The sequence below is a fragment of the Streptomyces sp. NPDC039462 genome (genome assembly GCF_055639375.1).
The window spans coordinates 786957-810450 of record NZ_JBVKAO010000003.1; the positions used below are offsets into that span (position 1 = coordinate 786957).

General features: G+C 71.2%; 22 protein-coding genes and 1 pseudogene. 11 read left to right on the forward strand and 12 right to left on the reverse strand.

The annotated features are described in order from the left end of the window. Positions 1–50: 50 nt before the first annotated feature. Positions 51–1583 carry an MFS transporter gene (locus ACZ7LU_RS20745; protein ID WP_468716475.1) on the reverse strand — a complete coding sequence of 511 codons (1533 nt, stop codon included), beginning with the start codon at positions 1581–1583 and terminating at the stop codon, positions 51–53. A 424-nt stretch (positions 1584–2007) separates the two neighbouring features. Between ACZ7LU_RS20745 and ACZ7LU_RS20750 the strand changes: the two genes are divergently transcribed. Beyond that, on the forward strand, positions 2008–2517 hold the full coding sequence (locus tag ACZ7LU_RS20750; RefSeq protein WP_471917540.1) for an LLM class flavin-dependent oxidoreductase: 510 nt from the start codon (positions 2008–2010) through the stop codon (positions 2515–2517). Beyond that, entirely contained in the window at positions 2514–3761 is a 1248-nt protein-coding gene (locus tag ACZ7LU_RS20755) for an MFS transporter (RefSeq protein WP_471917541.1), read from the forward strand. Before ACZ7LU_RS20750 ends, ACZ7LU_RS20755 begins: the two co-directional genes overlap by 4 nt. 11 nt (positions 3762–3772) lie before the next feature. On the opposite strand, the gene ACZ7LU_RS20760 is transcribed toward ACZ7LU_RS20755, so the two are convergent. Next, a complete protein-coding gene (locus tag ACZ7LU_RS20760; RefSeq protein ID WP_471917542.1) occupies positions 3773–5941 on the reverse strand; it encodes an MMPL family transporter in 2169 nt (722 codons plus the stop codon). A gap of 142 nt (positions 5942–6083) precedes the next feature. Continuing rightward, a complete protein-coding gene (lpdA, locus tag ACZ7LU_RS20765) occupies positions 6084–7487 on the reverse strand; it encodes a dihydrolipoyl dehydrogenase (protein WP_468558359.1) in 1404 nt (467 codons plus the stop codon). 277 nt (positions 7488–7764) lie between these two features. Here lpdA and ACZ7LU_RS20770 point away from each other — a divergent pair, with 277 nt between their 5' ends. Together ACZ7LU_RS20770 and ACZ7LU_RS20775 are read left to right on the forward strand one after the other, a co-directional pair. Further along, complete coding sequence (locus ACZ7LU_RS20770; protein WP_468716465.1) at positions 7765–8649, forward strand: SAM-dependent methyltransferase; 885 nt, start codon at positions 7765–7767, stop codon at positions 8647–8649. Positions 8650–8989: 340 nt separating this feature from the next. Next, a complete protein-coding gene (locus ACZ7LU_RS20775) occupies positions 8990–9865 on the forward strand; it encodes a TauD/TfdA dioxygenase family protein (RefSeq protein ID WP_471917774.1) in 876 nt (291 codons plus the stop codon). Positions 9866–9879: 14 nt separating this feature from the next. Here the strand turns inward: ACZ7LU_RS20775 and ACZ7LU_RS20780 are convergent, their stop codons facing one another. Beyond that, complete coding sequence (locus ACZ7LU_RS20780; protein WP_471917543.1) at positions 9880–10152, reverse strand: GNAT family N-acetyltransferase; 273 nt, start codon at positions 10150–10152, stop codon at positions 9880–9882. Between ACZ7LU_RS20780 and ACZ7LU_RS20785 the strand changes: the two genes are divergently transcribed. Further along, positions 10146–11366, forward strand: a complete 1221-nt coding sequence (locus ACZ7LU_RS20785) for a CaiB/BaiF CoA transferase family protein (protein ID WP_471917544.1) — start codon at positions 10146–10148, stop codon at positions 11364–11366. The two genes, ACZ7LU_RS20780 and ACZ7LU_RS20785, sit on opposite strands and share 7 nt — an antisense overlap. A gap of 30 nt (positions 11367–11396) precedes the next feature. Then, positions 11397–11819 carry a YunG family protein gene (locus ACZ7LU_RS20790; protein ID WP_398306618.1) on the forward strand — a complete coding sequence of 141 codons (423 nt, stop codon included), beginning with the start codon at positions 11397–11399 and terminating at the stop codon, positions 11817–11819. 151 nt (positions 11820–11970) lie between these two features. Here ACZ7LU_RS20790 and ACZ7LU_RS20795 read toward each other — a convergent pair whose 3' ends face one another. The 4 genes and pseudogenes from ACZ7LU_RS20795 to ACZ7LU_RS20810 form a co-directional block, all read right to left on the reverse strand. Beyond that, complete coding sequence (locus ACZ7LU_RS20795) at positions 11971–12411, reverse strand: SSI family serine proteinase inhibitor (RefSeq protein ID WP_468088780.1); 441 nt, start codon at positions 12409–12411, stop codon at positions 11971–11973. 359 nt (positions 12412–12770) lie between these two features. After that, positions 12771–12944: pseudogene (locus ACZ7LU_RS20800) on the reverse strand (3-oxoacyl-ACP reductase); the annotation flags it as partial. 57 nt (positions 12945–13001) lie between these two features. Continuing rightward, a complete protein-coding gene (locus ACZ7LU_RS20805; protein ID WP_471917545.1) occupies positions 13002–13154 on the reverse strand; it encodes a hypothetical protein in 153 nt (50 codons plus the stop codon). A gap of 33 nt (positions 13155–13187) precedes the next feature. Next, positions 13188–13631, reverse strand: a complete 444-nt coding sequence (locus ACZ7LU_RS20810; RefSeq protein WP_468308167.1) for a DUF3093 domain-containing protein — start codon at positions 13629–13631, stop codon at positions 13188–13190. Positions 13632–13801: 170 nt separating this feature from the next. Here ACZ7LU_RS20810 and ACZ7LU_RS20815 point away from each other — a divergent pair, with 170 nt between their 5' ends. After that, positions 13802–16606 carry an alpha/beta hydrolase gene (locus ACZ7LU_RS20815; RefSeq protein WP_471917546.1) on the forward strand — a complete coding sequence of 935 codons (2805 nt, stop codon included), beginning with the start codon at positions 13802–13804 and terminating at the stop codon, positions 16604–16606. Between the two features lie 49 nt (positions 16607–16655). On the opposite strand, the gene ACZ7LU_RS20820 is transcribed toward ACZ7LU_RS20815, so the two are convergent. Continuing rightward, positions 16656–17618 carry a S41 family peptidase gene (locus tag ACZ7LU_RS20820; protein WP_471917547.1) on the reverse strand — a complete coding sequence of 321 codons (963 nt, stop codon included), beginning with the start codon at positions 17616–17618 and terminating at the stop codon, positions 16656–16658. 58 nt (positions 17619–17676) lie between these two features. On the opposite strand from ACZ7LU_RS20820, the gene ACZ7LU_RS20825 reads away from it, so the two are divergent. Further along, on the forward strand, positions 17677–18225 hold the full coding sequence (locus ACZ7LU_RS20825) for an ArsR/SmtB family transcription factor (RefSeq protein WP_471917548.1): 549 nt from the start codon (positions 17677–17679) through the stop codon (positions 18223–18225). A gap of 9 nt (positions 18226–18234) precedes the next feature. Next, positions 18235–18732 carry a GNAT family N-acetyltransferase gene (locus ACZ7LU_RS20830; protein WP_398306604.1) on the forward strand — a complete coding sequence of 166 codons (498 nt, stop codon included), beginning with the start codon at positions 18235–18237 and terminating at the stop codon, positions 18730–18732. Positions 18733–18771: 39 nt separating this feature from the next. On the opposite strand, the gene ACZ7LU_RS20835 is transcribed toward ACZ7LU_RS20830, so the two are convergent. After that, the gene (locus ACZ7LU_RS20835) at positions 18772–19605 is read right to left on the reverse strand and encodes a hypothetical protein (RefSeq protein ID WP_471917549.1); all 834 of its coding nucleotides are present in this window, start codon (positions 19603–19605) and stop codon (positions 18772–18774) included. 145 nt (positions 19606–19750) lie between these two features. Here ACZ7LU_RS20835 and ACZ7LU_RS20840 point away from each other — a divergent pair, with 145 nt between their 5' ends. Next, entirely contained in the window at positions 19751–20482 is a 732-nt protein-coding gene (locus ACZ7LU_RS20840; RefSeq protein WP_471917550.1) for a class I SAM-dependent methyltransferase, read from the forward strand. Between the two features lie 42 nt (positions 20483–20524). On the opposite strand, the gene ACZ7LU_RS20845 is transcribed toward ACZ7LU_RS20840, so the two are convergent. Together ACZ7LU_RS20845 and ACZ7LU_RS20850 are read right to left on the reverse strand one after the other, a co-directional pair. Then, on the reverse strand, positions 20525–21001 hold the full coding sequence (locus ACZ7LU_RS20845; RefSeq protein ID WP_398306598.1) for a VOC family protein: 477 nt from the start codon (positions 20999–21001) through the stop codon (positions 20525–20527). Between the two features lie 114 nt (positions 21002–21115). Then, the gene (locus tag ACZ7LU_RS20850) at positions 21116–21901 is read right to left on the reverse strand and encodes an arylamine N-acetyltransferase family protein (RefSeq protein ID WP_471917551.1); all 786 of its coding nucleotides are present in this window, start codon (positions 21899–21901) and stop codon (positions 21116–21118) included. Between the two features lie 412 nt (positions 21902–22313). Between ACZ7LU_RS20850 and ACZ7LU_RS20855 the strand changes: the two genes are divergently transcribed. Next, a complete protein-coding gene (locus tag ACZ7LU_RS20855; RefSeq protein ID WP_471917552.1) occupies positions 22314–23471 on the forward strand; it encodes an epoxide hydrolase family protein in 1158 nt (385 codons plus the stop codon). Positions 23472–23494: the final 23 nt, after the last annotated feature.

Below are 23494 nucleotides of genomic sequence, written 5' to 3' on the forward strand. Positions count from 1 at the left end.
CCCGGCCCGGCCCGGCCGCCGCGGCAGGCCGCGGCTTCCGCCCATGTGTTTCAGCCCATGTGGACGGGCGCCGCGCCCTCGGCCGTCTCCTGCTTCCGGGCGTTGATGGCGAGCGCGGTCACGGCGAGGCCCGCCAGGAACATGACGCCCGCGCCCACGAAGGCCAGCGTGTAGCCGTGGGTCAGCGCGTCGGCCGCCTCGGCCACCAGGCCGTGGTCCTTCGTGGCCACGCCCCGGTAGAACGAGGCGGCCGCTTCGGGCAGCCGGTCGTTGGCTGCCGAGGTGGAGATGGTCGCGAGGACGGCGAGGCCCAGGGCGCCGCCGATCTGCTGGGCGGTGTTCAGGAGCGCGGAGGCGATGCCCGTCTCCTGGTGGTCGACGCCGCTGACGGCGCCCAGCGTCATCGGGACGAAGCCCATGCCGAGGCCGAGCGCGGTCACGAACATCGCCGGCATGAGATGCCCCGCGTACGACGAGTCCGGGGTGAGCGTGGCGAACCAGAACATGCCCCCGGCCGCCACCAGCAGACCGGGCCCGGCGATCACGCGGGGAGCGAGGCGGGTGACCAGCTTGGCGCTGAGGGCCGCCGCGACACCCATGCCGAGGCTGAACGGCAGGTTGGCGAAGCCGGTCTTGACCGCGCTGTAGCCCAGGATCAGCTGCATGTACAGGGTGAGGAAGTAGAAGGTGGCCATCATGCCTGCGCCGATGAACAGCATCGTGGCGAAGGAGCCGGAGCGGTTGCGGTCCTTGAAGAGCCGCAGCGGCATCATCGGGTCCGCGGTCCGGCTCTGGATGAGCAGGAAGGCGCTGAGCAGGACGGCGGCGACGGCGAAGCAGGACAGCGTCAGGCTGTCGGTCCAGCCGTGTTCGCCGCCGCGCGTGATGCCGTAGACCAGGGCTATCAGGCCGCCCGTGCCGGTGAGCGTGCCCGGCAGGTCGAGGCGGCCCGGGTGGCGTTCGGCCTCGACGAGCGTCTTGGTCCCGGCGAGCACGGCAAGCCCGATGGGGATGTTCACGAAGAACACCCACCGCCAGTCCAGGACATCGGTGAGGACACCGCCGAGCAGCAGGCCGACGGTGGCGCCGATGCCGGCCATCGCGGCGTAGACCCCCATCGCCTTGTTGCGCGGCTTGCCCTCGGGGAACGTCGTGGCGATCAGGGAGAGGGCGCTGGGCGCCGCGACCGCCGCGCCGACGCCCTGGAGGATGCGTGCGCCGATGAGCAGGCCCTCGTTCGGGGCGAGCCCGCCGAGCAGCGATGCCAGGGTGAACACGGCGATGCCCACCTGGAACATCCGCCGTCGGCCGAAGAGGTCCCCCGCCCGGCCGCCGAGGAGCAGCAACCCGCCGAAGGCCAGCGCGTAGGAGTTGACGATCCACGCGAGGTTCGCGTCGGACACCTCCAGCGCGGTCTGGATGCTGGGCAGCGCGATGTTGGTGATGGTGCCGTCGAGCACCACCATCAGCTGGGCCGCGGCGATCACGAACAAGGCCAGGCCGAGGTGCCGGCCGGCGCCGGGTGGGCCACCGGCCGTGCCCGCCGGTGAGGGAGTGGTGACAGCCGTGCTGTCAGCAGACATGAAAGAGCTCCAGAACGAGGCGTGGACACATTCCGCCGGAACGGGAATCAGGCGTGGAAGGCCTTCTCCCATTCCGGTGTGAGGGGCTGCGGCGACCCGCCGCAAAGGGGCGGATCACTGCTGCGCAAGCCGAGCGGTGCGCCGACGAAAAGGCGGCCCGGCTCGGGACAAGAGGAAACCCTAACACTTGAAAGACGCTGGTAGAGAGCGTGCAAGGGAAATGCAAGTGCATGCGGCGACGGACTTGACTTTTCGCTTGATTTCCTAGGCTGCCGACTTTTCTGGGGTTTATCGATTTCACTTGCATTTTCGTTCGAGCTGTGAGCAATGAGGGTGCGTGGACGCCTTCGGGCTGTGCTCACACTTTCCGCGAAATGGCAACTTGCACTAACGTTCACGTCCGGGTCGACGGAGGGGAGGGGCAGTGGCCATTGACATCGGGGTCTTCCTGCCGGCGCTGGCGGCGGAGGGGCAAGGGCGGCGGCAGGCGGGGGAGTTCGCCACGGCCGCGCGCCGGGCGGAGGAACTCGGCTTCGAGTCGGTGTGGGCGAGCGGCCATCTGACGGGGCGCGTCCCGATGCTGGACCCGACGGTCACCCTCGCCACGGCTGCCGCGGTCACCACCCCGATCAAAACCGCCACCGCAGGGAGCCAGACCAGCTGCGGCGGCTGGGCGCGGGTCACCCTCGACGTGGAGCGGGAGCCGGGGACGTACGCCTTCGTCAACCCGATCAGCACCGAAGTGCTCGACGCCGGACTCGCCGAATCTTTGGAGGAGGGTGTGCGCGAAGGGCTCGCGGGGGAGACGCGGACCGTGCGGGTGCACCGCGCCTGGGTGCACGCGGTCGACGCGAACGAACGGGTGTTCCATCGGGCGGGCCGCGAGGCGGTCGCCGCCGCCCTGGCCGCGGAACGCTCCGGTGCGCGGCGGTGACCGACCGCCCCCCGACGGTCTCCCTGTGGCGGAACCGCAACTACCGCGTCTTCCTCCTCATCCAGACCTTCTCCGCCCTCGGCGACTCGTTCTCCTTCGTGGCGATACCGCTGCTCGTGCTGCACAGCACCGGCTCGGTCATCCAGATGGGCCTGGTCACCGGGGCGACGGGCGTCGCGTCGATCGTCACGGGACTCTTCGCCGGTGTGATCGCCGACCGGTTCGACCGGCGCCGACTCCTGATGCTCTCCGACGTGGCGCGCTGCTTGTTGTACGCGCTGATCCCGCTGGTCTGGCTCTTCGCGACGCCGATGTGGCTGATCTACACGGTCGTTCCGCTCACCGGCGGCTTCGCGATGCTCTTCCAGGTGACGTACGTGGCCGTGGTGCCCGCCATCGTCGAACCGGACCAGATCACCGGGGCCAACGCCCACCTCTTCGGCTCCTATGCGGTGGCGACGGTCGGCGGACCCGCTCTCGCGGGCTTCGTCGCGGCGGCGTTCGGCCCCGTGGCCGCCATCGGGATCGACGCCGCCACCTTCGCGGTGTCCGCCGCCGGACTCCTCCTCGTCCGGCTGCGGCCGACGCTGCCACCCGAGGGCGACGAGGAGAAGGCGTCAGAGGGGGTGGCCGGCGGGGGCCTGCGCGGAGAGTTCCTCGCAGGTATCCGCTTCCTGTGGGCACACCCCGTCCTGCGCCCGCTGACCGTACTGCTGTCCCTGGTCATCTTCCTCACGCACGGCATGACCGACGTCATCATCTTCCGCGTCAAGAAGGACCTCGGGTACGGGGACGACACGGTGGGCTATGTGCTGAGCGCGGGCACCGTCGGCACTTTCCTCGCTTCGTTCGTGGTCACCAGGGTGCGCAAGGGCCTCGGTTTCGGACCGAGTTGGGTCGGCGCCACCGCGTTGGGCGGCGTCGCCGTCGGGTGTCTCGGACTGACCGACAGCGTGCCGGTGATCGGCGCGCTCTCGGCGGGCATGCTGCTCGCCACCGGCGTCGCCGGCATCTGCTCCATGTCCCTGCGCCAGGAGGTGACGCCCGGTCACCTCCTCGGGCGGGTCACGGCGGCGTTCTGGACGACGCACTACTCCCTCGGCCCGCTGGGAGCCGCCGCCGTCACCGCGGGGGCGGCCGGATTCGGGGTCGCCCGGGTGTGCCTGGCCATCGGCGCGGGCGTGGTGTGCGTGGCACTGAGCGGGATGCTGACGGGGATCGTGCGCTCCGAGGCGTCCGCGTGACGCCCGAGGGCTCAGCGGCTGCGCGTCGCGCCTCCGAGGCGCTGCTCGTCCGGGTCCTGCGGGGCGGACCCACTGCGCCCGGTGCGCTTCTCGTCGCCGTGGCCGGGCCACCAGGCCGCGTGCCCGATGAGCGCGGTCAGCGCCGGGGTGAAGATCAACGCCATGACGAACGCGGCGATGAGGATGCCGAAGGAGAGCGAGAAGCCCATCTGGGAGAGCGTCGAGTTGCCCGCGAGCATCAGCGTCGCGAACGTCCCCGCGAGGATCACGCCCGCCGAGCCGATCGTCGGCCCCGAGTGCCGCACCGCCGTGCCCGCGGCGTCGTGCGGGCCGCGGCCCTCGCGGGCCTCCTCGCGCAGCCGCGACACCATGAGGATGTTGTAGTCCGTGCCGAGCGCGACCACGAACAAGTACATGATCACCGGCAGCATGAACATCAACCCGGGCTGGCTGCCCAGCTGTTGGAAGAGCAGGGAGGTCGCGCCGAGGGTCGCGCCGAAGCCGAGCGCGACGGACAGCATCAGGTACCAGGGCGCGACCAGGCTGCGCAGCAGCAGGCCGAGGATCACCATGATGGCGAGCGCCGCCACGGGGAAGACCACCGAATAGTCGCGGTCCACCGCCCTGTTGATGTCGACGTACACCGCGGTCGTGCCGCCCACGAGCGCCTTCGTGCCGTCCGGCGCGTCCTCGTGGGCGGCAGGGCGCAGCCGGTCCTTGACGGTCGCCAGCGCCTTGTCGGAGGCCGGCGGGTCCGAGAGGATCACGGAGTACGAGGCGGTCGTACGGTCCGGACTCAGCCGCGGCGCCCCGACCTCGCCCACGCCCCCGACACCGGAGAGCCGCTCGCGGAACGCGTCGGCCTGCGCCTTCGGCACGGGCCTGTCGGTCGTCGAGGTGAGGTACACGGAGGTCGGGTCGGTGGTGCCCGCGGGGAAACCCTTCTGGAGGTTGTCCAGGGCGACCATCGACTCCTTGTCCTTGGGGAGCGAGGAGCCGGCCAGGTCGAAGTTGGCCTTGTAGCCGAGCGCGCCGAGCGTGAGCGCCCCCATGAACAGCGCGGAGACCAGCGTCCACACGGCGGGCTTGCGGGCGATGGACGCGCCGAGCTTGGCGAACCCGGTCCCGTGCGGCTCCCGCTGCCAGGACTTCGAGGGCCAGAACACCTTCGTACCGAGGAGCGACACCACCGCGGGGACGAGCGTGAGTCCGGCGAGCAGCGTCACGAACACCGCGATGGCGAGGGCCGGGCCCATCGACTGCAGCATGCCGAGCGAGGACAGTGTCAGCGCGGCGAAGGCGACGATGACGGCGCCCGCCGCCGACGTGATGGCCTCACCGACCCGCTCGACGGCGTGCACCATGCCGCTCTTGGGATCCTCGCCCGCGCGCAGCGCCTCCCGGTAGCGGAAGAGCAGGAACAGGATGTAGTCCGTGCCGACGCCGAACAGGACGACGGTCAGGAGCTCCTGGATGGAGGAGTCCGCCTTCATGTCGAAGGCCTTGTTGGCGGAGGCGATCAGACCGGTCGCCATCGGCGAGATCAGTCCGATGAGGACGACCGGCAGCAGCGCGATGATGGGGCTGCGGAAGATCACGAGCAGCAGCACGATGATGATCACGATCGTGCCGACGCCGACGAGCAGGCCCGCCCGCTCGGACGCGTCGCTCTCGTCGAGCGCCTGCGCCGCCGAGCCGGTGATCCCGGCCGACAGGTCCGTCCCCTTCAACTCGGGCTGAAGACCGTCCCGCAGCTCCTTGACGGCGTCCTGCTGCGAGGTGTCCTCGGGGTCGGTGATCTTCGGCATCGCGACGACGGACGTCTGCACCTGCTTGTTGGGCGAGACCTCGCCGGGCACGACGGCCTGCACCTCGGGAATCTTCCGGCTCTGCAGGTCCTTCGAGACGCGCTCCACGTCGGCGGAGTCGGCGGCCGTCAGCTTCTCGCCGTCGGAGCGCTGGAAGACGATGATCGCGCCGATGTTCTGCTGTTTGGGGAATTCCTTTTCCTGCACGTCCGAGGCGCGAATGGACTCGTAGTGATCGGGCAGGAAACTCGCCTCGTCGCTGCTGGAGGTCAGTTTCGGCGCCAGTGAGATCACGGCGCCTGCCGCCACCACCCACACCAGGATGATCCACCAGGGGCGGCGCACCACGAATCGGCCCAGGCCAGAGAACATCGGCTACTGCCTCTCCTCGCCCCCGAGGCATCACAGTCGTGTTCCGCCCAGGATCGGCCCGACCGGGCGGCCCCGCCACTCGAACGACTCACTTTCGGTCACTCGTGTCGCGGCGGGGCGCCCGGCGGCACCGGCGGACCCGTCAGAAGTTGATCATGTGCCCGGCCAGGCCGTGCACCGCTTCCTTGACGGCCTCGCCCAGGGTCGGGTGCGCGTGGACGTTGCGCGCGACCTCGTGGACGGTGAGGTCCCACTGCTGGGCCAGGGTGAGCTCGGGGAGCAGCTCGGTGACATCGGGTCCGATCAGGTGGGCGCCGATGATCTCGCCGTACTTCGCATCGCTGATGATCTTCACGAAGCCGACGGTGTCGCCGAGGCCGTGCGCCTTGCCGTTGGCCTGGAACGGGAACTTCGCGACCTTGACGTCGAAGCCCTTCTCCTTGGCCTGCGCCTCCGTCCAGCCGAAGCTGGCGATCTGCGGCTGGGAGTACGTGGCACGCGGAATCATCGGGTAGTCGAGTTCCATCGTCTCGGCGTCCGCGAGGGTCTCCGCCGCCACGACGCCCATGGCCTCGGCGGTGTGCGCCAGCATCAGCTTCGCGGTGACGTCACCGATGGCGTAGATGTGCGGGACGTTCGTGCGGCAGCGGCCGTCGACGTCGATCGCACCGCGCTCGGTGAGCGCCACGCCCGTCGCCTCCAGGCCGAATCCGGAGACGTTCGGCGCGAAACCGATGGCCTGCAGGACCTTGTCGGCCTCCAGGATCTGCTGCTTGCCGTCCTTGCCCGTGACCGTCACCCGGACCTGCTCGCCGGACTCGTCGATCGACTCGACGCGCGTCGAGGTGAGCACGTCGATCCCGAGCTTGCGGTACTGCTTGGCCAGCTCCTTCGAGACGTCCGCGTCCTCCAGCGGCGCCACGCGGTCCAGGAACTCGACGATCGTGACCTTCACGCCGTAGTTGTGCAGGACGTACGCGAACTCGATGCCGATGGCGCCCGCACCCGCGATCACGATGGACCGCGGCAGCGAGTCGGCGAGGATCTGCTCCTCGTACGTCACCACGCGCTCGCTGCGGCTCGTGCCGGGCAGCAGCCGGGGCGTGGCGCCGGTGGCGATGATGCAGTTGTCGAAGCCGATCGTGGTGGTCGTGCCGTCGGACTTCGCGACCTGCAGCGTGTTCGCGTCCAGGAACGTGCCCCGGCCGTCGAACTCCGTGATGCCGTTCTTCTTCATCAGGAAGTGGACGCCCTTGACCCGGCCGTCCGCGACCGTGCGGCTGCGGCTGAACGCCTCGCCGTAGTCGAAGGACACCTGCCCGTCCACCTTGATGCCGTACGTCTTCTGCTCGTGCGTGAAGAGGTGGGCCAGCTCGGCGTTGCGCAGCAGGGCCTTCGTCGGGATGCAGCCGACGTTGAGGCAGACACCGCCCCAGTACTTCTCCTCGACGACCGCTACCCGCTTGCCCAGCTGGGCGGCGCGGATGGCGGCGACGTAGCCGCCGGGTCCTGCTCCGAGCACGACGACGTCGAAGCGGTCTTCCATGGGGAGGTCCTCTCTGGGTGGTACGGATCCGGTGGTGCGGATGGCTCTCAGCCCCGATCATCCGCCATGTGGAGGCGTGGATGGGCGGCGGGTGGGACACGCCACAGCCCGTACCGGAACTCCGGTACGAGGACGGGGCACGCAGGCCCTGCCAAAGCCCGGTTCGCACACGCCTGTTGGAGTTTCCGGAGTTCGTTCACCCGAACGTGGATCTCCGGATAGTGTCGCGACAAGGAACACGTTCTGTGAATCCCGCGGGAGAGGTGGAGAGCGCGCTGTGGCGAGTGACAACCAGTCCGAGTCGGTGGCCGATCCGTCCGGGACAGTGGCCGGCCCGTCCATTCCGTACGACATCCCGACGTCGGCACGCGGCTACGGCTGGATGCTGGGCGGCAAGGACAACTACGAGGTGGACCGGAAGTTCATCCTCTCCACCGTGCCGTCGTTCCCCGAGGTCGTCGACATCGCCCGGCAGAACCGCGAATGGCTCTTCCGCGTGGTGCGGTACCTGACCCGTGAGGCCGGCATCCGCCAGTTCATCGACATGGGCTGCGGACTGCCCACCGACGACAACGTCCACCAGGTCGCCCAGCGCTTCGCCCCCGACGCCCGCGTCGTCTACGTCGACAGCGACCCGATCGTCCTCGCCCACGGCCGCGCCCTGCTCGCCGACGACTCCTCCACGACGGTCATCATGGGCGACATGCGCGACCAGGAGGCGATCCTGGAACACGCCGACGTGCGGCGCCTCATCGACTTCGACGAGCCGGTCGCCGTGCTGTTCCTCTCCGTCGGACACCACCTCACCGACGCCGACGGCCCGCGGCGGATCCTGCGCACGATCATCGACCGGGCGGCTCCCGGCAGCTTCGTGAGCTTCTCGCAGGTCGTCTGCGACGACCCCGAGCGCGGCGCGCGGATGACCGAGCACATCGCCGGCGGCGGCGTGCCCTGGCAGACCCGCACGCCCGCCGAGGTCGACGTGCTGCTGGACGGCCTGGAGCCCGTCGAGCCCGGCGTGGTGAACCTCGTCGACTGGCGCCCGGACCCCGACCAGCCGCCCCTCGCACCGGTCGACCCCGACCTGGTGCCGTACCTCGGCGTGACCGAGACCAACAAGGGGATCTACGAGTACGGGGGAGTGCTGCGGCTGCCCTCCTGAGCGGGGTGCCGTGCTCACGGACTCGGGGCGGTTGACCTGAAGGGGTCCGCGTCCCACAATGACCACCATGATCCAGCACCTGACCGCCGCCACCCGGACGTTCGGCGTCCCGTGGCGGCGCGGGTGCGAGCGATCGGGCCGCTAGCTGCACGGAGTCAGCTCCACAGCCGCACGGAGTCAGCTCCTCAGCTCCACGGAGTCAGCTCCTCGGCTCCACGGAGTCCTTTCCGTACGCACGCCTGCCCGTACCGCACCCGAAGGATCAGACCCCATGAATGCTGCCGCGCCGCAGAGCCCTGTGACCCCTGCCCTGCGTGAAGCACGCGTCCCCGCCGATGGCATGTACGAGGGCCGTCGCACCCTGCGCCGCCTGCCCGACGACTGGCAGGAACGCCCCTACGAACTCTTCGACGTCGTGCCCCAGGGCCGTGTCATCGGCGCCGAGATCCGCGGCGTCGACCTCGCGCGGCCGCTGACACCCGCCCTGCGCGAGGAGTTGAACCGCGCCCTGCTGGAGTGGAAGGTGCTGTTCTTCCGCGGCGCCCGCATCACCTCCGAGCAGCAGCGCGCCTTCGCCCTCAACTGGGGCGACCTGGAGACCAATCCACTGCTCGCGCGCGGTTCCGCCGACGACGTCGTCCGCTTCGACAAGGGCGGCAGCGCCACACCCACGTACGAGAATGTCTGGCACGCCGACGTCACCTTCCGCGAACGCCCGGCGCTGGGCGCGGTGTTGCAGCTGCACGAGGTGCCGCCGTTCGGCGGGGACACGATGTGGGCGGACATGGCGGCCGCGTACGACAACCTTCCCGAGACCGTCAAGGCGCGCATCGACGGGGCGCACGCCGTGCACGACTTCATCCCCGGCTTCGCCCGCTTCTACGGTCCCGAGAAGCTCGCCCCGCTCCAGGAGGAGTTCCCGCCCGTCACCCACCCCGTCGTGCGCACCCACCCGGAGACCGGGCGGCGGATGCTCTTCGTCAACACCTCCTTCACCACGCACATCGTCGGCATGGAGCGCGAGGAGAGCGACCGGCTGCTCGGCTACCTCGTGCGGCAGGCCCATGTGCCGGAGTACCAGGTGCGGTTCCACTGGCAGGCGGGCGACGTCGCCTTCTGGGACAACCGCGCCACGCAGCACTATGCCGTCGACGACTACGCCCCGCACCGGCGGGTCGCGGAGCGCGTCGCGATCGCGGGCGACCGGCCGTACTGACCCGGGCCGCCGCCTCAGGCCCTCGGGCCCTCAGTCCCAACTCCCAGCGGATCTCGCCGTCCTGGACCTCGTCCGTGGCGGCGAGGCCCGCGGCGCGCGACGGTCGCGGACGCCTTGTGGCGGGGATGGACATGCGCGACGACCGTACGTACGCCGTGCCGCCCCGCCAGCCAGTCCACCAAGCCGCGGGCCGCCTCCGACGCGAAGCCGCGCCCCTGCCAGCGACAGGCCCGCGACACGGCGCACGCACCAACGCATACGACCGAACTGGGAGCAGCTGATGACACTTCCCCCCGGCACGCACGACGGCGCCCTCGCCGGACTCAAGGTGCTCGACCTGTCCCGGGTCCTCGCCGGGCCCTACTGCGCGCAACTGCTCGCCGACCACGGGGCCGACGTGATCAAGGTCGAACCTCCGGCCGGTGACGAGACCCGGGGCTGGGGCCCGCCGTTCGTCGCGCCGGACACCTCCGCGTACTACCAGAACCTCAACCGCGGCAAGAAGAACATCGTCGTCGACCTCTCCGTGCCCGAGGGGCGCGACATCCTCGACACTCTCCTGCGCGACACCGACGTCCTCGTCGAGAACTTCAAGGCGGGCACCCTCGCCAAGTGGGGTTACGCGGACGAGGAGTTGCGGCGCCGCTTCCCGGCCCTCGTCCACTGCCGCGTCACCGGCTTCGGCACCGACGGACCCCTCGGCGGACAACCCGGCTATGACGCGGTGCTGCAGGCCTACGGCGGCCTCATGAGCGTCAACGGCGAAGCGGACGGACCGCCGCTGCGCGTCGGCGTCCCCGTCGTCGACCAGGTCACCGGCATCCTCGCCTTCTCCGGCATCCTGCTGGCCCTCAACGAACGGCACCGCTCCGGACTCGGCCAACTCGTCGACTGCACCCTCCTGGACACCGCCGTCAGCCTGCTCCACCCCCACTCGGCGTCCTGGCTCGCCGACGGCACCGTCCCGCGCCGCACCGGCTCCGCGCACCCCACCATCGCTCCCTACGACTCGTTCGCCGCCGCCGACGGGCCGCTGTTCATCGCGGTCGGCAACGACCGGCAGTTCGCCGCGCTCGCCGACGTCCTGGAGCTTCCGGGGCTCACCGACGACCCCCGCTTCCGCACCAACCCGGACCGCGTACGCCACCAACAGGAGCTCCGCGCCACCCTGGAGCAGGCCATCGCCGCCCGCCCCCGCGCGGACCTCACCGCGCCCCTCACGGCACGGGGCGTCCCCGCCTCGCCCGTGCACGACGTCGCAGAGGCGCTGACCGCACCCCAGGTGCGCCACCGCGGCCTCGTCGTCGAGGACGGCGACTACCGCGGCCTCGCCTCGCCCGTCTCCCTGTCCCGCACACCGGCGCGGATCCGGCCGGAGGTGCGGGCCGCGGGCGCGGACACGCGGGAGGTGCTCGCGGCCGGTGGACTCGACGACGAGGCGATCGACGGGGCGGTCGGACGAGGGGTGGTGCGGTCGGCCGCGACCTGGGACGACGCGTGATTGTCAGTGGCGGGTGCGAGGGTTGCCGGCATGACACCACTGAGACTCACCGACATCGAGGCGGCGCTGCGGGAGAGTTGGGGTGCGGACACGTATCCGCCCGATTCGAAGCACAGTTGGCCGCCGGACAATCCGGCCCGGGGCCAGTGCGGCGTCACCGCGCTGGTCCTGCACGACCTTTTGGGCGGTGAGCTCATGTGCGGCGAGGTGCGCGTCGACGGTGTGCGCACGGACTACCACTGGTGGAACCGGTTGGGCGCAGGCGTGGAGATAGACCTCACCCGTCACCAGTTCGCTCCGGAGGAGGTCGTGACGGCGGGTGAGGTCGTCACACGGCCGCCCGAGATCCGCCGCTGCCGCGAGGAGTACGAGCTGTTGCGCGCCAGGGTCCTGCGGAGGCTGGACGAGCTTGCCAGGGGCCGGGAGACGGCGAGCGCGCACGCCACGTCGTAGACGCCGAGCCGGCCAGTCGTACCCGCTCACAAGGACCGGGGAAACACTACGGCCCCCGGTGTCACCCGACACCGGGGGCCGCCCCGCGTCCCGGCCGCCTTCCCCCACGAAAGGTCACCGGGACTCCCTTGAGTGTGGTTCAGGGATCCCGTCAGAAGGACAGTGCGACGCCCTCCCCGAGACCAGCCTTCATCTCACACCGATTGGCGAAGGTGGTGGACCAGTTGACCTGCTTGCCGTTCCAGACGCCAGCGACCGTCACCGTGTACGGCTGCCACTCCTTGGTACAGATGGCGTCGGAAGCGGTGTCCACGAGTTCGGTGAACCGGCCGTTGACCTCGGCCAGTTCGGCGCACGCGGCCGCAGGTGCGGGGTGGCTGCCCGCGGGGCGCGGCGCACAGGTGAGTGTCACGGCGCGCTCCACCGCGGCGGAGCCGGCGTCCTCGCCCTGGCCGACCGTCAACACCAGGGCGGACGGCGCGTAGAGGCTCTTGGTCTTCGGGGCCTCGGCGTGCGCGGTGCCTGCTGTCGCGGCGAGGACGCAGGTGGCCGCTGCTGCGGCTGCTCCCACGGCCTTGAGGGTGCGACGCATGGTGGACTCTCCTTCGATCGTTGTGGTTGGTGACTGCGGTGAGGAGTCTTGCCGGTGCGGAGAGTGAGTGCCATCCGGATGGTCGATTTCCGGATGTGCCGTTCCGGTGAGCGGTGACCGTACGGTCGTTCGGGCAGCTCAGGGGTGGTGGGAGCGGTTCCGTATGGTGTGTCCAGCATGTGGACGAACGGTGTTGGTATAACGGAGAACCAACGCCTGACCTGCGGGAATCCAAAATTGGTTCCACCTCGGACGATCTGTATCGTCCGGAAATCATCGTTGAACGGCGCCATCACCTTTCGAATCGATGGTTTTCCGGTGTCGAATCCCAGGATTCGCGGACGCGCCCGAGGTGGGAAAAGCGGGAGTGCGGGCCTGTCGGACGACATGACGCCGATGGTTCCCGTGGGTGCGACGAGCGGGCCGAGCCGCTCCACGACGCGCAGGGGGCTGAGCGCGTTGGTGACCATGACCTCGGTGAACATGTCCGTCGGGACCTCGCCGATCGGGAGGTCGCCGCGCGTGATGGCGGCACCCGCAGGTCCAGATCGACGTCTTCCCGCTGCGCTGGTGGGAGCAGGACGCACCGCTCAGCGTCGCGCTCGTACTCCCGCGCCGACCTCGTCCACCTGCGCGTGACCGACGCGCTGCCCGTCGAGACCTGACTGGCGGTGCCGGGGCGCGACCGCACGGGTGTCGTACGGGACTTCCCGGACACCGCCACCACGACACTGCGCGGCCATGGCGTCACCTCGGAGGGCTGACGGCGCGGCAGGTCAGCCCCGGGAGAACGCCAGCACGGCGGCCAGGTTCATCGGCTGACGCGTCGACACGTAGACGTAGGGCGCGCCTCCCCAGGAGTTGCGCAACTCGATGCGCAGCGCGGTGGGGACGTACGACCGCAGGAGCAGCAACGCGTACGGATTCGCTCTGACCGTGCGCCACTCGAAGGCCTCGCGCTCGTCGAGGATCTCCGTCGCGCCCAGCGCCTCGATGGGGATGACCCGCTTGCCGACCACGAGGGAGCCGGGCGTCACCAGGATGCGCACGCTGCCGTGCATGTACACGAGCGCGGCGGACACCGCGACGCCGACCGTCGCCGCCGTCACCGCGGCGAGCACGCCGAAGGGAATGGCCGCCACGGCCAGCCCGGCTCCACCCAGCGCCACCAGTCCCCACCAGGAGCGGGGAACGCTCAGCCGCTCTTCGTAGATGTGCATGACCGCATCCTGGCAGGCAGGCGCGCGGCCGGGGGCAGGGGGCCCGCCTCTTGCCACCCGTGTGTACCGCGAGGCAACTCGTGGCCATTGATTCCCGTCATCGAAAGCGTAAGTGGGGCACGTGAGTTCGAAAGCGTGCTCCGACGTGTGTGATGACGAGGAGAACCACGTTGAGACGTGTCGCACGAGTGGCGACCGCGGCATTGGCGGTGCTCGCCCTCGCGGCGGTGTCGCCGGGTGCCGCACAGGCCCTGCCGTCCGCCGACCCGCCTGCCTCCGGGCCACCCCCGGCGCCCGCGGCGGCCGGCGATGACGGCAAGGGCCTGCCGGAAGGCTGGCGGCTCGCCGGGGAAGGCGCGGGCAAGGAGCTCGTGTGGGCCTCGCCCGAGCCGGTCCCCATGGGGGACGCACGGGTCGAGTTCTACGCCGGGGACAAGCTCCTCGGCCGGCCGGTGGCGGCGCGGGACGGGCGCTCCTTCCGGCTCCCGCTGAACGGCGCGCGCATCGGTCCCGCGAAGCAGCTGAAGGTCCTTGCGGCCGGGCGCCGCCTGGACGAGGCCGGGACCGACGCCGAGTCGCGCGGCCCGCGGCCCGGCCCCTCCGTCCGGCCCGCGACACCCCCGCCCGCGAACGCCGTCGACCCCGGAAAGCCGGGCCGCTACCGCACCGCCACCGGCACGTACACGCTCGATTCGGTACGGCTGCCCGGCTTTCCCGCACCGGTGGAGATGAAGGCCGACGTGATCGGCCCCACCGACGCCCCGGGGAAGCGGCCGCTGGTCCTGTTCCTGCACGGCCGTCACTACACCTGCTACGGCGCGGGGGACAGGCAGGGCATGGGGTGGCCCTGCCTGTCCGGCACGAAGCCGGTGCCGAGCCACAAGGGCTATCACCGCGCCCAGAAGCTCCTGGCCTCCCAGGGGTACGTCACCGTCTCCATCGCCGCCAACGGCATCAACGGCCAGGACGACGCCGCCGAGGACGGCGGCGCACAGGCCCGCTCCTCGCTGGTGCGGCAGCACCTCGCCCGCTGGGCGGACTGGGCCGAGAAGCGGTCCACCGCCCCCGCCGGGGTGCGCGCCGTCGCGCCGGCCGACCCGTCCCGCGTCCTCCTCGTCGGACACTCCCGGGGCGGCGAGGGCGTCAACCGCGCCGCGCTGGACAGCCTTTCGCCGCCGCCCGCCGACCAGGACGGCTACCGCGGTCCTGTCCGCTGGAAGATCCGCGGCAACGTCTTGATAGGCCCCACCGTCTTCGGGCAGAACCCGGTCCCCGACGTGCCCTCCACGACGATCCTGCCGGGCTGTGACGGAGACGTCTCCGACCTCCAGGGCGAGATCTACGTCGACGGGACGCGCGGCGTCAGCCGCGGCGCCGCCCTGCACAGCGCCGTGTACATGGTCGGCGCCAACCACAACTTCTTCAACAGCGAGTGGACGCCGGGCCAGGCGACCGCGCCCGCCGACGACGACTTCTCGTCCGACGACACCACCGACCCGGTCTGCTCGAAGGGCACCGCGACCAGGCTCACCGCCACGCGGCAGCAGGCGGCCGGAGCCACCTACATCGCCGCGTCGGCCCGGCTGTTCGTCGCGGGCGACGACCGGGTGCGGCCCCTCCTCGACGGCTCCGGCCGACGGGCTCCCTCCGCCGACCCCGCGCGGGTGCTGACCCACGCCGTCGGCGGGCACCGCACCCAGGCGCTGCTCCCCGGCTCCTCGACGAAGGTCAACGGCGGACGCGTGTGCGCCCAGGTGGCAGCCCGGGACGCCGACGCCTGTCTGCCGTCGCGGACGGCCGGCAGCTCACCGCACTTCGCCCACTGGGAGGTCGCACCGGAACCCGGCCGTGACGCGGTGGCGATGCGCTGGTCGCGGGCCGGGGACCCGGTCCGGATGAGCCCCGCACGTCCCGTGTCCCTCGCCGGTGCCAAGGACGTGGCGCTGCGGGTGATCGTGCCGCCCAACACCACCGGGACCCGGTTCGACGTCTCCCTCGTCGACGCGTCGGGCCACCGGGCGAAACTCGGCAGGGTCGGCGTCGACGGACTGCCGGGCAGCGGCCGCACCTCGTCGTACTGGGGGCGCGAGGTCCGCGTACCGCTGTCGGCGGCGGCCCGGGACACGCTCGACCTCAAGCACGTCAAGACCCTGGAGCTCACCCCGCGCAGCCGCTCCGGCAAGGCATGGCTGATGGACGCCTGGGGCTGGCGCCCCGGCACTCCCGCCGTGCGGCCGGCCGAGTTGCCGCGCGTCGACCTCGGCAGGCTGACCGTCAAGGAAGGCGACTCCGGCGTGCGCACCTACAGCGTCCCGGTGCGCGTCTCGGGTCAGGGCAGCGGCAAGGTCCGGCTGTTCATGCCCAAGCCCGGCACGGACGACTTCACCCATCGGACTCTGACGGTGCGTCCGGGGGAGAGCGTCGATGTGCCGGTCGAGGTGCGCGGCGACACCCGCTACGGCTACGACGTCGCGCACGACGCGTTCGTCAAGGCGGTGCGCGGCGCGGTGGTGGGCTCCCACCACGGCGGGGTGACGGCGCGCAACGACGACCCCATGCCGAAGATCACGCTCGAACCCGTCAAGGACCGGGTCACCGAGGGCAAGCCGCTGAAGTGGCGGATGACGCTCTCGGAGCCCGTCGACGTGGACATCATGGCCGAGCTGTCCTTCCTGCCCGTCGACAGCGGCACGGAGCTGTCCACCCTGGATGTGGACCCGGCCTGGCTGGAGGCCCAGTTCGGCGCACGGCCCCGCCCGGAGCGGCCGCTGTCCAAGATGGCGGAGGGCCAGGGCCAGGGCCTGTACCTGTCCGTGCCCGCCGGCGAGAAGAGCGCCGAAGTGCGCGTGCCCACCACCAAGGACCGGACGGGCGAACCGGAAGAATCCCTGAAGGCGCAGCTCCACGTCTACGACGAGAACTGGGAGCCGCAGCCGGGCCCGGTGGTCACCGGAACGGTGCGCGACGCCTCATAGCGCCACGAGACGCCTCGTAACGCGCAACGCGCAGCACGCACGAACGCGGTCAGTCCAGCGGCGCGTCCGCCGGGTCGACCGCCCGTGGGCGCGGCTCGGCACCTTGGGTGTCGAGCCGCGCCAGCGCCAGGGCGTGCGCCCGGTCGAGAGCGTCGGAGGCGGCGCAGGGCACGTCGGGACGTACGCCCGTGCCCTCCCAGTTGGTGCCCGACACGGGATTGACCGCCCTGCCCACCGGGATGGTCGCCTCCAGGTGCGGATGCACCGTCCAGCCGTCGCGCGGATGCGCCCCGCCCGCGGTCGTCCCGCCGACGACGACCGCCCGGCCCAACTGCTGCAAGTCGTAGGCGAGTTCCTCGCCAGCGGAGAAGGTGCGGTCGCTCGTCAGTACGTAGAGCGGCTTGCTGCCGCCGAAGCGGGCGCCCGGCACGTGCACGGGGCTCCAGGACTGTTCGAGACGCTCACCCTTGCGCCAGTACATGGAGTTGAGGTGGGTGCGCCGGTCCAGCAGATGCGCGCAGACGAACGCGACCGTGTCCGGATCCCCTCCCGTGTTCGCGCGCAGATCGAGGATCAGGGCGTCTGCGGCGGCGACCAGGGTGAGCGCGGCCCCCAGCGGCCCGGCGGACCAGGAGAGCGGGAACAGGGCCGGGGCCAGTTCGAGCAGCGCGACCCGGCCGTCCAGGAGCTCCACCCTGGGCGCGCCGCCCAGCGAGGAGTCGAACTTCTCGCGCAGCGCCGCCATGGCGGCCTCGCCCCGCTCGGCGGGCACCGGCCGTTCGTGGTGCTTGAGGCGCAGGTGAAGGTCGCCGTTGAGGGACTGGAGGTCCGCGGTGACCAGGCGGGCCAGGTCGGCGGCGTCCTCGACGTCGTACGCGCCCTCGGCGAGACGGAGCCGCAGCAGGGCGGCGAGCCGTTCGCCGAGCTCGGGGAACACATAGTGCTGATCTACGAGTTGGGCGGTTTCTTCCACGACGGTGGCGACGCTGAGCCGCTGGGTGACTGTGGTCATGGCAGGTGAGTAGAACAGCCCTCTTCCGAAAGCGTCAAGAACATTAGACACTTGACTCATGTCCGATCAGCCCCAGCAGAGCCCACCGTCCCAACAGCCCCCGCCGCGCCAGGCCGTCGAGATCGAGTCACCGGAGCAGCACGCCGCGCTGGCGCACCCCCTGCGTCAGCGGCTGCTCTTCTCGCTCGGCCATGAGCCCGCCACCACCAGCCAGTTGGCGACCCGCCTGGACACCGGCAAGGGGAACGTGGCGCACCATCTGAAGGTGCTGCGCACCGCCGGTCTCGTCCGCGTCGCCGAGACCCGCAAGGTCAGGGGCGGCACCGAGCAGTACTACCAGCGCGTGGCCGAACGCATGGCCGTCGCCGAGCCGCGGACCGAGGGGACCGCCGCCATGCTCGGCGCCGTGGCCCAGGAGCTGGGGCGGTCCCCGCAGACCACCCTGTCCCTGCGGCATGTGCGCCTCGGCCCCGACAAGGCCAGGGAACTCGCCGAGACCCTCGCCCGGCTGGTCGACGAGACCGAGGAGGACACGGGTGAACAGCCCGTGCACGGCGTGCTGGTGGCGATGTACGAGCAGGTACGGCCGGGCGAGGACCCTGCGTAGAGTTCTCGCATGTCCGCACCGACGACCGCCCCCGAGCTCCAGCTCCTGCGGGCCGACCACGCCCCCGCGCTGCTCGCCTTCGAGGAGACGAACCGGGCCTACTTCGCCGCGTCCGTCCCCGACCGAGGGGACGCCTACTTCCGGGACTTCGACGCCCGGCACCGCGCCCTCCTGGCCGAGCAGGCGACGGGGGCGTGCTTCTTCCACGTCCTGGTGGACGACGGCGGCGAGATCCTCGGGCGGGTCAACCTCGTCGACGTCGCGGACGGCAGTGCCGAACTGGGCTACCGCATCGCGGAGAAGGCCGCGGGCCAGGGCCTTGCGACCCGGGCCGTCCGGCAGATCCGCGACCTCGCCGTCACCGCGTACGGCCTGACCGTGCTGCGTGCCGCCACGACGCTCGACAACCCGGGCTCGCGGGCGGTGCTCGTCCGCGCCGGCTTCGTGCCCGTCGGGGACGTCCGGCTCGACGGCCGCCCGGGGACCAGCTACGCACTGACGCTCTGAAGCCCGCAGGGCGGGAGCCGCGGTGGGGGACGCCCGGGGTCAGTCGCCGCGCGGGCGCGACTCGTGCAGCCGCGTGTGGTAGCGGCCCTCCGACTCGTACCCCGCGGGATCCTCACCCGCCAGCGTCACTTGGCGGATGGCGTCGCGACGCTCCTCGGGGCTGGTGAAGAGCCGCTGCGTATAGGTCCGTGAGAAGTCCGTCGCGGTGTCGAGGCCGTGCGCGGCCAGCGTCTCGGCGATGCGCCCATAGGGCACCGTCCGCAGCACGAACGCGCTCACCCAGACCGGCAGCCGAGCGCAGTCGAGCAGCGCGTCGAACGTGCGGTGCGAGATGTAGCCGATGCCCCCGGTGACCGTGATCAGACCGGTGCGGGCGACCGCCTGGCGCAGCTGCGGGCTGGGCGGGTGCCGCTCCAGGTTCTCGGCGTACGCCTCGTCGAGCAGGCCCGCGTCCAGCGCGTAGCGGGTCGCGTTCTCCGCCAGGTCGAGCCCGATGACCGGGGTGGCGTCGGGGCGCCTCCGCGAGGCGTAGAAGGCCTTGTCGCGCTCGACGAGTTCGTGCGGCGTGAGCGCGGCGGCCTCGTCCGACGTGTAGTGGGCGTACAGGTCGGCGAGCGTCAGATCGTGGTTGAGCAGCGCCGCGTTGATGCCGTACGAGCAGCACAGGTCCAGGACCGTCACCGGACCCTCGCCGCCGGACAGCCGCTCCCGCAGCTCGCGGGTGCGGCGGAAGACCGCCTGGGCGTGCTGCGGGATCTCGTACTCGTAGGGCGCCAGCGTCCGGAAGTAGGCACGCGGGTCCGGCTGGTCGTAGATGTCGTCGAACCGGGTCTTGCCCGATGCGGTCCTTGTCCTGTGCCGGTCTGTGGCCATGGGGCACCTCCGGGAACGGGTCTGGGGCAGACGTGCACCTCTACCCGACCTCTGCCACCCCCCGGTAGACCTCGTGGCGGTATCCGGCCACGGCGCCGCTCCGCCGTGGACCCGTGCGCCGGCCCCGCTGGCTACCCTGGAGCCGATGTTCTCCTCCCAGGGTCCCACGCTGCGTGAACTCGCCGTTCAGGCGTTCTCGTCCACCGAGCACGGATACGACCTGCTCGCCCCCAAATTCGACCACACGCCCTTCCGTACGCCTGGCCGATTCCTGCGGGCGACAGCCGACGCGCTGCGCCCCCTCGGCCCCTTCGACGCGGGCCTCGACGTGTGCTGCGGCACCGGCGCGGGCGTCGGGACGCTGCTCCCGCTGTGCCGCGAGCGGGTCACCGGCGTGGACTTCAGCGCGGGCATGCTGGCGACCGCCGCGCAGACGGTGCAAGGGCCCGGTCCCGACGGGCCCGCCGTCGAGTGGGTCCGGGCCGATGCGCGCGCCCTGCCGTTCACCGGGGGCTTCGACCTCGCCGTCAGCTTCGGGGCGTTCGGTCACTTCCTGCCCTCCGAGCGGCCCGCCCTCTTCGCGGGCGTCCACCGGGCGCTGCGCCCCGGGGGCCTCTTCGTGTTCCCCATCGGTGCCCCGCAGCCCTTCACCTCACCCTGGTACTGGGCGCTGCTCGGCTTCGACGGCGTGATGCGCGTGCGGAACCTCCTGTGGCGCCCGCCGTTCGTCATGTACTACCGGACCTTCCCGCTCGGCGGAGTGCGCGAGGACCTCGTCGACGCGGGCTTCGACGTGCGGCTCCGCCCCCTGGAGGAGTTCGGACGGCGGCCCGACGGCAGCCCCCGCTGGCGCCTGGTGGTGGCGAGAAAGGCCTAGCGGCGCCGGACCCGCGAGAGCAGGCGCGGGCGGGAGGATCCGCTACGCCTCGCCGTCCGCCGCCGCCCGCAGCGCCGCCACGTCCAGCTTCCCCATGCCCAGCATCGCCTGCATGGCGCGCTGCGCACGCCCGGCGTCGGGGTCGGTGAGGAGCTCGCCGAGCACGGTGGGCACGACCTGCCAGGACAGGCCGTACTTGTCCTTGAGCCACCCGCAGGGGCCCTCTTCGCCGCCCTCGGAGAGCTTCGTCCAGTAGTGGTCGACCTCGGCCTGGTCGGCGCAGTCGATCTGGAAGGAGACAGCCTCGTCGAAGGTGAACTGCGGGCCGCCGTTGAGCGCCGTGAACAGCTGGCCGTCGAGTGAGAACTCCACGCTCAGGACGGTGCCGGCCGGGCGCGGGCCGCCCTCTCCGTAGTACGACACGTTCTTGATCTCCGAGTTCGGGAAGACCGAGACGTAGAACTTCGCCGCTTCCTCGCTCTGCAGGTCGAACCAGAGGCTGGGTGTGATCCTGGGCATGGTGCTCTCCTGTCGGTACGCGGCGGTCCTGGCCGCCCTTCCTGTCTGCCTATGTGGACTCTCGCACCGCCCGGAAGTCATCGCCGCGCCGCGACAGGATCGCGCCGCCCCGGGTCACCGGGTCTCGCGCAGCTGCGGCTCCCTCTCCAGCACGATGCCGAAGTGCCGGTCGTACGCCGCGAGCACCTCCGCCTCCGTGGTCAGCTCGGTCGTCCGCCGCTCGCCGTCCACGGTCGTGGTCAGGGTGCGTCCGCCGAGGGTGATCCGGCCGCCGCTCTCAGTGATGCGGGAGCAGACCAGGGAGCGCGTGAAGTGGGAGTCCGGCGAGGTGCGGTGGTACCAGGCACCCACCTTGAAGTCGGCCAGCGCGCGCGGCCGCCGGTCGACCAGGTACTGCGGCTTGTCGTCCTTGAGGACCTGGAGGTCGCCCTCCGGAGCCTCCGCGATGCGGAACGCCCCGCCGGGGTCGGCCTGCCCGCCGCGGTCGGCGAAGGCGAGCGGCAGGTGGCTGTGCGCGCCGAAGCCGACGTCGGCCAGCCAGTCCCCGCCGTCCTCGGTGCGCACGCGCAGAGCGAGGTGGTCGTAGGGGATGCCGGGCATTCCGGCGTCGTCGTACACGCGGGCCTGCAGCAGGGTGACGTCGAAGCCGAGGGCTCTCAGGAGGGCGGCGAAGGCGCCGTTGAGTTCGTAGCAGAAGCCGCCCCTGCGCGCCTCCACCACCTTCGTCACCAGTGCCTGGTCGGTGAGCTCGATGTCCTCACCGAGGTGGATCGAGAGGTTCTCGAAGGGCACGCTGCGCAGATGCGCCAGATGCAGGTCGCGGAGGGCTCGCGTCGTGGGGTCGGCGGGGCGTTCGATGCCGATGCGCCGCAGGTAGGCGTCGATCTGTTCGGTGTCCATGGGCTCCAGTGTCGCCGGGCGGACACAGCCGGGGCCATGACCTTCGGAAGGCCCTCGCACCGTCCGTGGGCCCTAGGACTTCGGACCGACCTCGGACGACGACTTCCGAACGGCATCGGGCGACAGTAAATCGCGGGTGCCGCGCGACGGTACGTGTGTATGCTCACCGGCGAAGCACGCGCCCCACCGGCGCCGTGCGCCACGAGAGACACAAGGAGGTGAGCCCGATGACCGCGCGCCACAGCACGCCCCGCCCCGTCCGGGCCCTCCTGACCGCAGTCCGCGTCCCCAGCCTCGTCTGAAGTTCACCGTCAGAGGCGTGACGCCACCGCCAGGAGCGCCCCCCCCCAGCGATCGAGACTTCGACATCGCAGCCTCGTCGCATCCTCCTGAGCGAAGGAACCGAACCACCGTGAACGTCACGCCCTTCCAGGTCTCCGTCCCGGACGACGTCCTCGACGACCTGCGCACGCGCCTTCGGCGCACCCTCTTCACCGCGGCCTCCGACCCCACCTACTGGGCGGCGGGCACCGACCCCGGCTACCTGAGCGAGCTCGTCGCCTACTGGGCGGACGGCTTCGACTGGCGCGCCGCCGAGGCCGCGCTCAACGACTTCCCGCACCGCGTCGCCGACGTCGCGGGCTCCCGCGTGCACTTCGTGCACCTGCGCGGCGTGCGGCCCGAGGGCGCGCCCGCGCCGCTGCCGCTGATCCTGAGTCACGGCTGGCCGAGCAGCTACGTCGAGATGCTGCCCCTCGCGCGGCGGCTCGCCGACCCGGCAGGACACGGCGGCGACCCGGCCGACGCGTTCGACGTGGTCGTGCCCTCCCTGCCCGGCTTCCTCCACTCCGAGCTGCCGCGCGGCCCCTTCACCCGCCGGGGCGTCGCGGGGATCTGGCACGAGCTGATGACGAAGACCCTCGGCCACCGCCGCTTCGGCGCCTTCGGCGGGGACATCGGGGGAGGCGTCACCCAGTGGCTCGGCGCCCTGTACCCCGAGGAGGCCGTGGGCGTGCACATCACCTCCGCGGTGGTCTCCGCCGACTTCGACGCGCGACCGCCGACCGCCGAGGAGCGGGCCTATCTCGACCACCTCGACGCGTACGACGCCGAGGACCAGGGCTACAGCGAGATCATGTGCACCCGGCCCGACACGATCGCCGCCGCGCTGCGGGACTCCCCGGCCGGCCTGCTCGCCTGGATCATCGACAAGTACCGCGACTGGAGCGACTGCGACGGCGACCTGGAGGCGCGCTGGGACAAGGACACCCTGCTGACCGTCGCCACCCTCTACTGGGCCACCGGCAGCATCGGCTCCTCCTTCCGCCAGTACTACGACTACGTACGGCACAACACGCCCGTGCCGCCCATCACGGTGCCCGGCGCCGTCACCCTCAGCCACGAACCGGCCTTCGCGCACTACCCGAAGAGCCTCGCCGAGCGCGTCTTCACGGACCTGCGCCACTGGAGCACCCCGCACAACGGGGGCCACTTCATGGCGCACGAGGAACCGGACCAGGTGGCACGCGAACTGCGCGCCTTCTTCCGCCCCTTGCGGCCCACGGCCTGACAGGACCCCGGAGGGGCGGAAGA

Bases quoted from the DNA above. Each gene is read 5' to 3' on its own strand.
- ACZ7LU_RS20745 (WP_468716475.1), bottom strand. From the start codon at position 1,583: ATGTCTGCTGACAGCACGGCTGTCACCACTCCCTCACCGGCGGGCACG.
- ACZ7LU_RS20760 (WP_471917542.1), bottom strand. From the start codon at position 5,941: ATGTTCTCTGGCCTGGGCCGATTCGTGGTGCGCCGCCCCTGGTGGATC.
- lpdA (WP_468558359.1), bottom strand. From the start codon at position 7,487: ATGGAAGACCGCTTCGACGTCGTCGTGCTCGGAGCAGGACCCGGCGGC.
- ACZ7LU_RS20775 (WP_471917774.1), top strand. From the start codon at position 8,990: ATGTACGAGGGCCGTCGCACCCTGCGCCGCCTGCCCGACGACTGGCAG.
- ACZ7LU_RS20785 (WP_471917544.1), top strand. From the start codon at position 10,146: ATGACACTTCCCCCCGGCACGCACGACGGCGCCCTCGCCGGACTCAAG.
- ACZ7LU_RS20790 (WP_398306618.1), top strand. From the start codon at position 11,397: ATGACACCACTGAGACTCACCGACATCGAGGCGGCGCTGCGGGAGAGT.
- ACZ7LU_RS20795 (WP_468088780.1), bottom strand. From the start codon at position 12,411: ATGCGTCGCACCCTCAAGGCCGTGGGAGCAGCCGCAGCAGCGGCCACC.
- ACZ7LU_RS20805 (WP_471917545.1), bottom strand. From the start codon at position 13,154: ATGGCCGCGCAGTGTCGTGGTGGCGGTGTCCGGGAAGTCCCGTACGAC.
- ACZ7LU_RS20810 (WP_468308167.1), bottom strand. From the start codon at position 13,631: ATGCACATCTACGAAGAGCGGCTGAGCGTTCCCCGCTCCTGGTGGGGA.
- ACZ7LU_RS20820 (WP_471917547.1), bottom strand. From the start codon at position 17,618: ATGACCACAGTCACCCAGCGGCTCAGCGTCGCCACCGTCGTGGAAGAA.
- ACZ7LU_RS20825 (WP_471917548.1), top strand. From the start codon at position 17,677: ATGTCCGATCAGCCCCAGCAGAGCCCACCGTCCCAACAGCCCCCGCCG.
- ACZ7LU_RS20830 (WP_398306604.1), top strand. From the start codon at position 18,235: ATGTCCGCACCGACGACCGCCCCCGAGCTCCAGCTCCTGCGGGCCGAC.
- ACZ7LU_RS20835 (WP_471917549.1), bottom strand. From the start codon at position 19,605: ATGGCCACAGACCGGCACAGGACAAGGACCGCATCGGGCAAGACCCGG.
- ACZ7LU_RS20840 (WP_471917550.1), top strand. From the start codon at position 19,751: ATGTTCTCCTCCCAGGGTCCCACGCTGCGTGAACTCGCCGTTCAGGCG.
- ACZ7LU_RS20845 (WP_398306598.1), bottom strand. From the start codon at position 21,001: ATGCCCAGGATCACACCCAGCCTCTGGTTCGACCTGCAGAGCGAGGAA.
- ACZ7LU_RS20850 (WP_471917551.1), bottom strand. From the start codon at position 21,901: ATGGACACCGAACAGATCGACGCCTACCTGCGGCGCATCGGCATCGAA.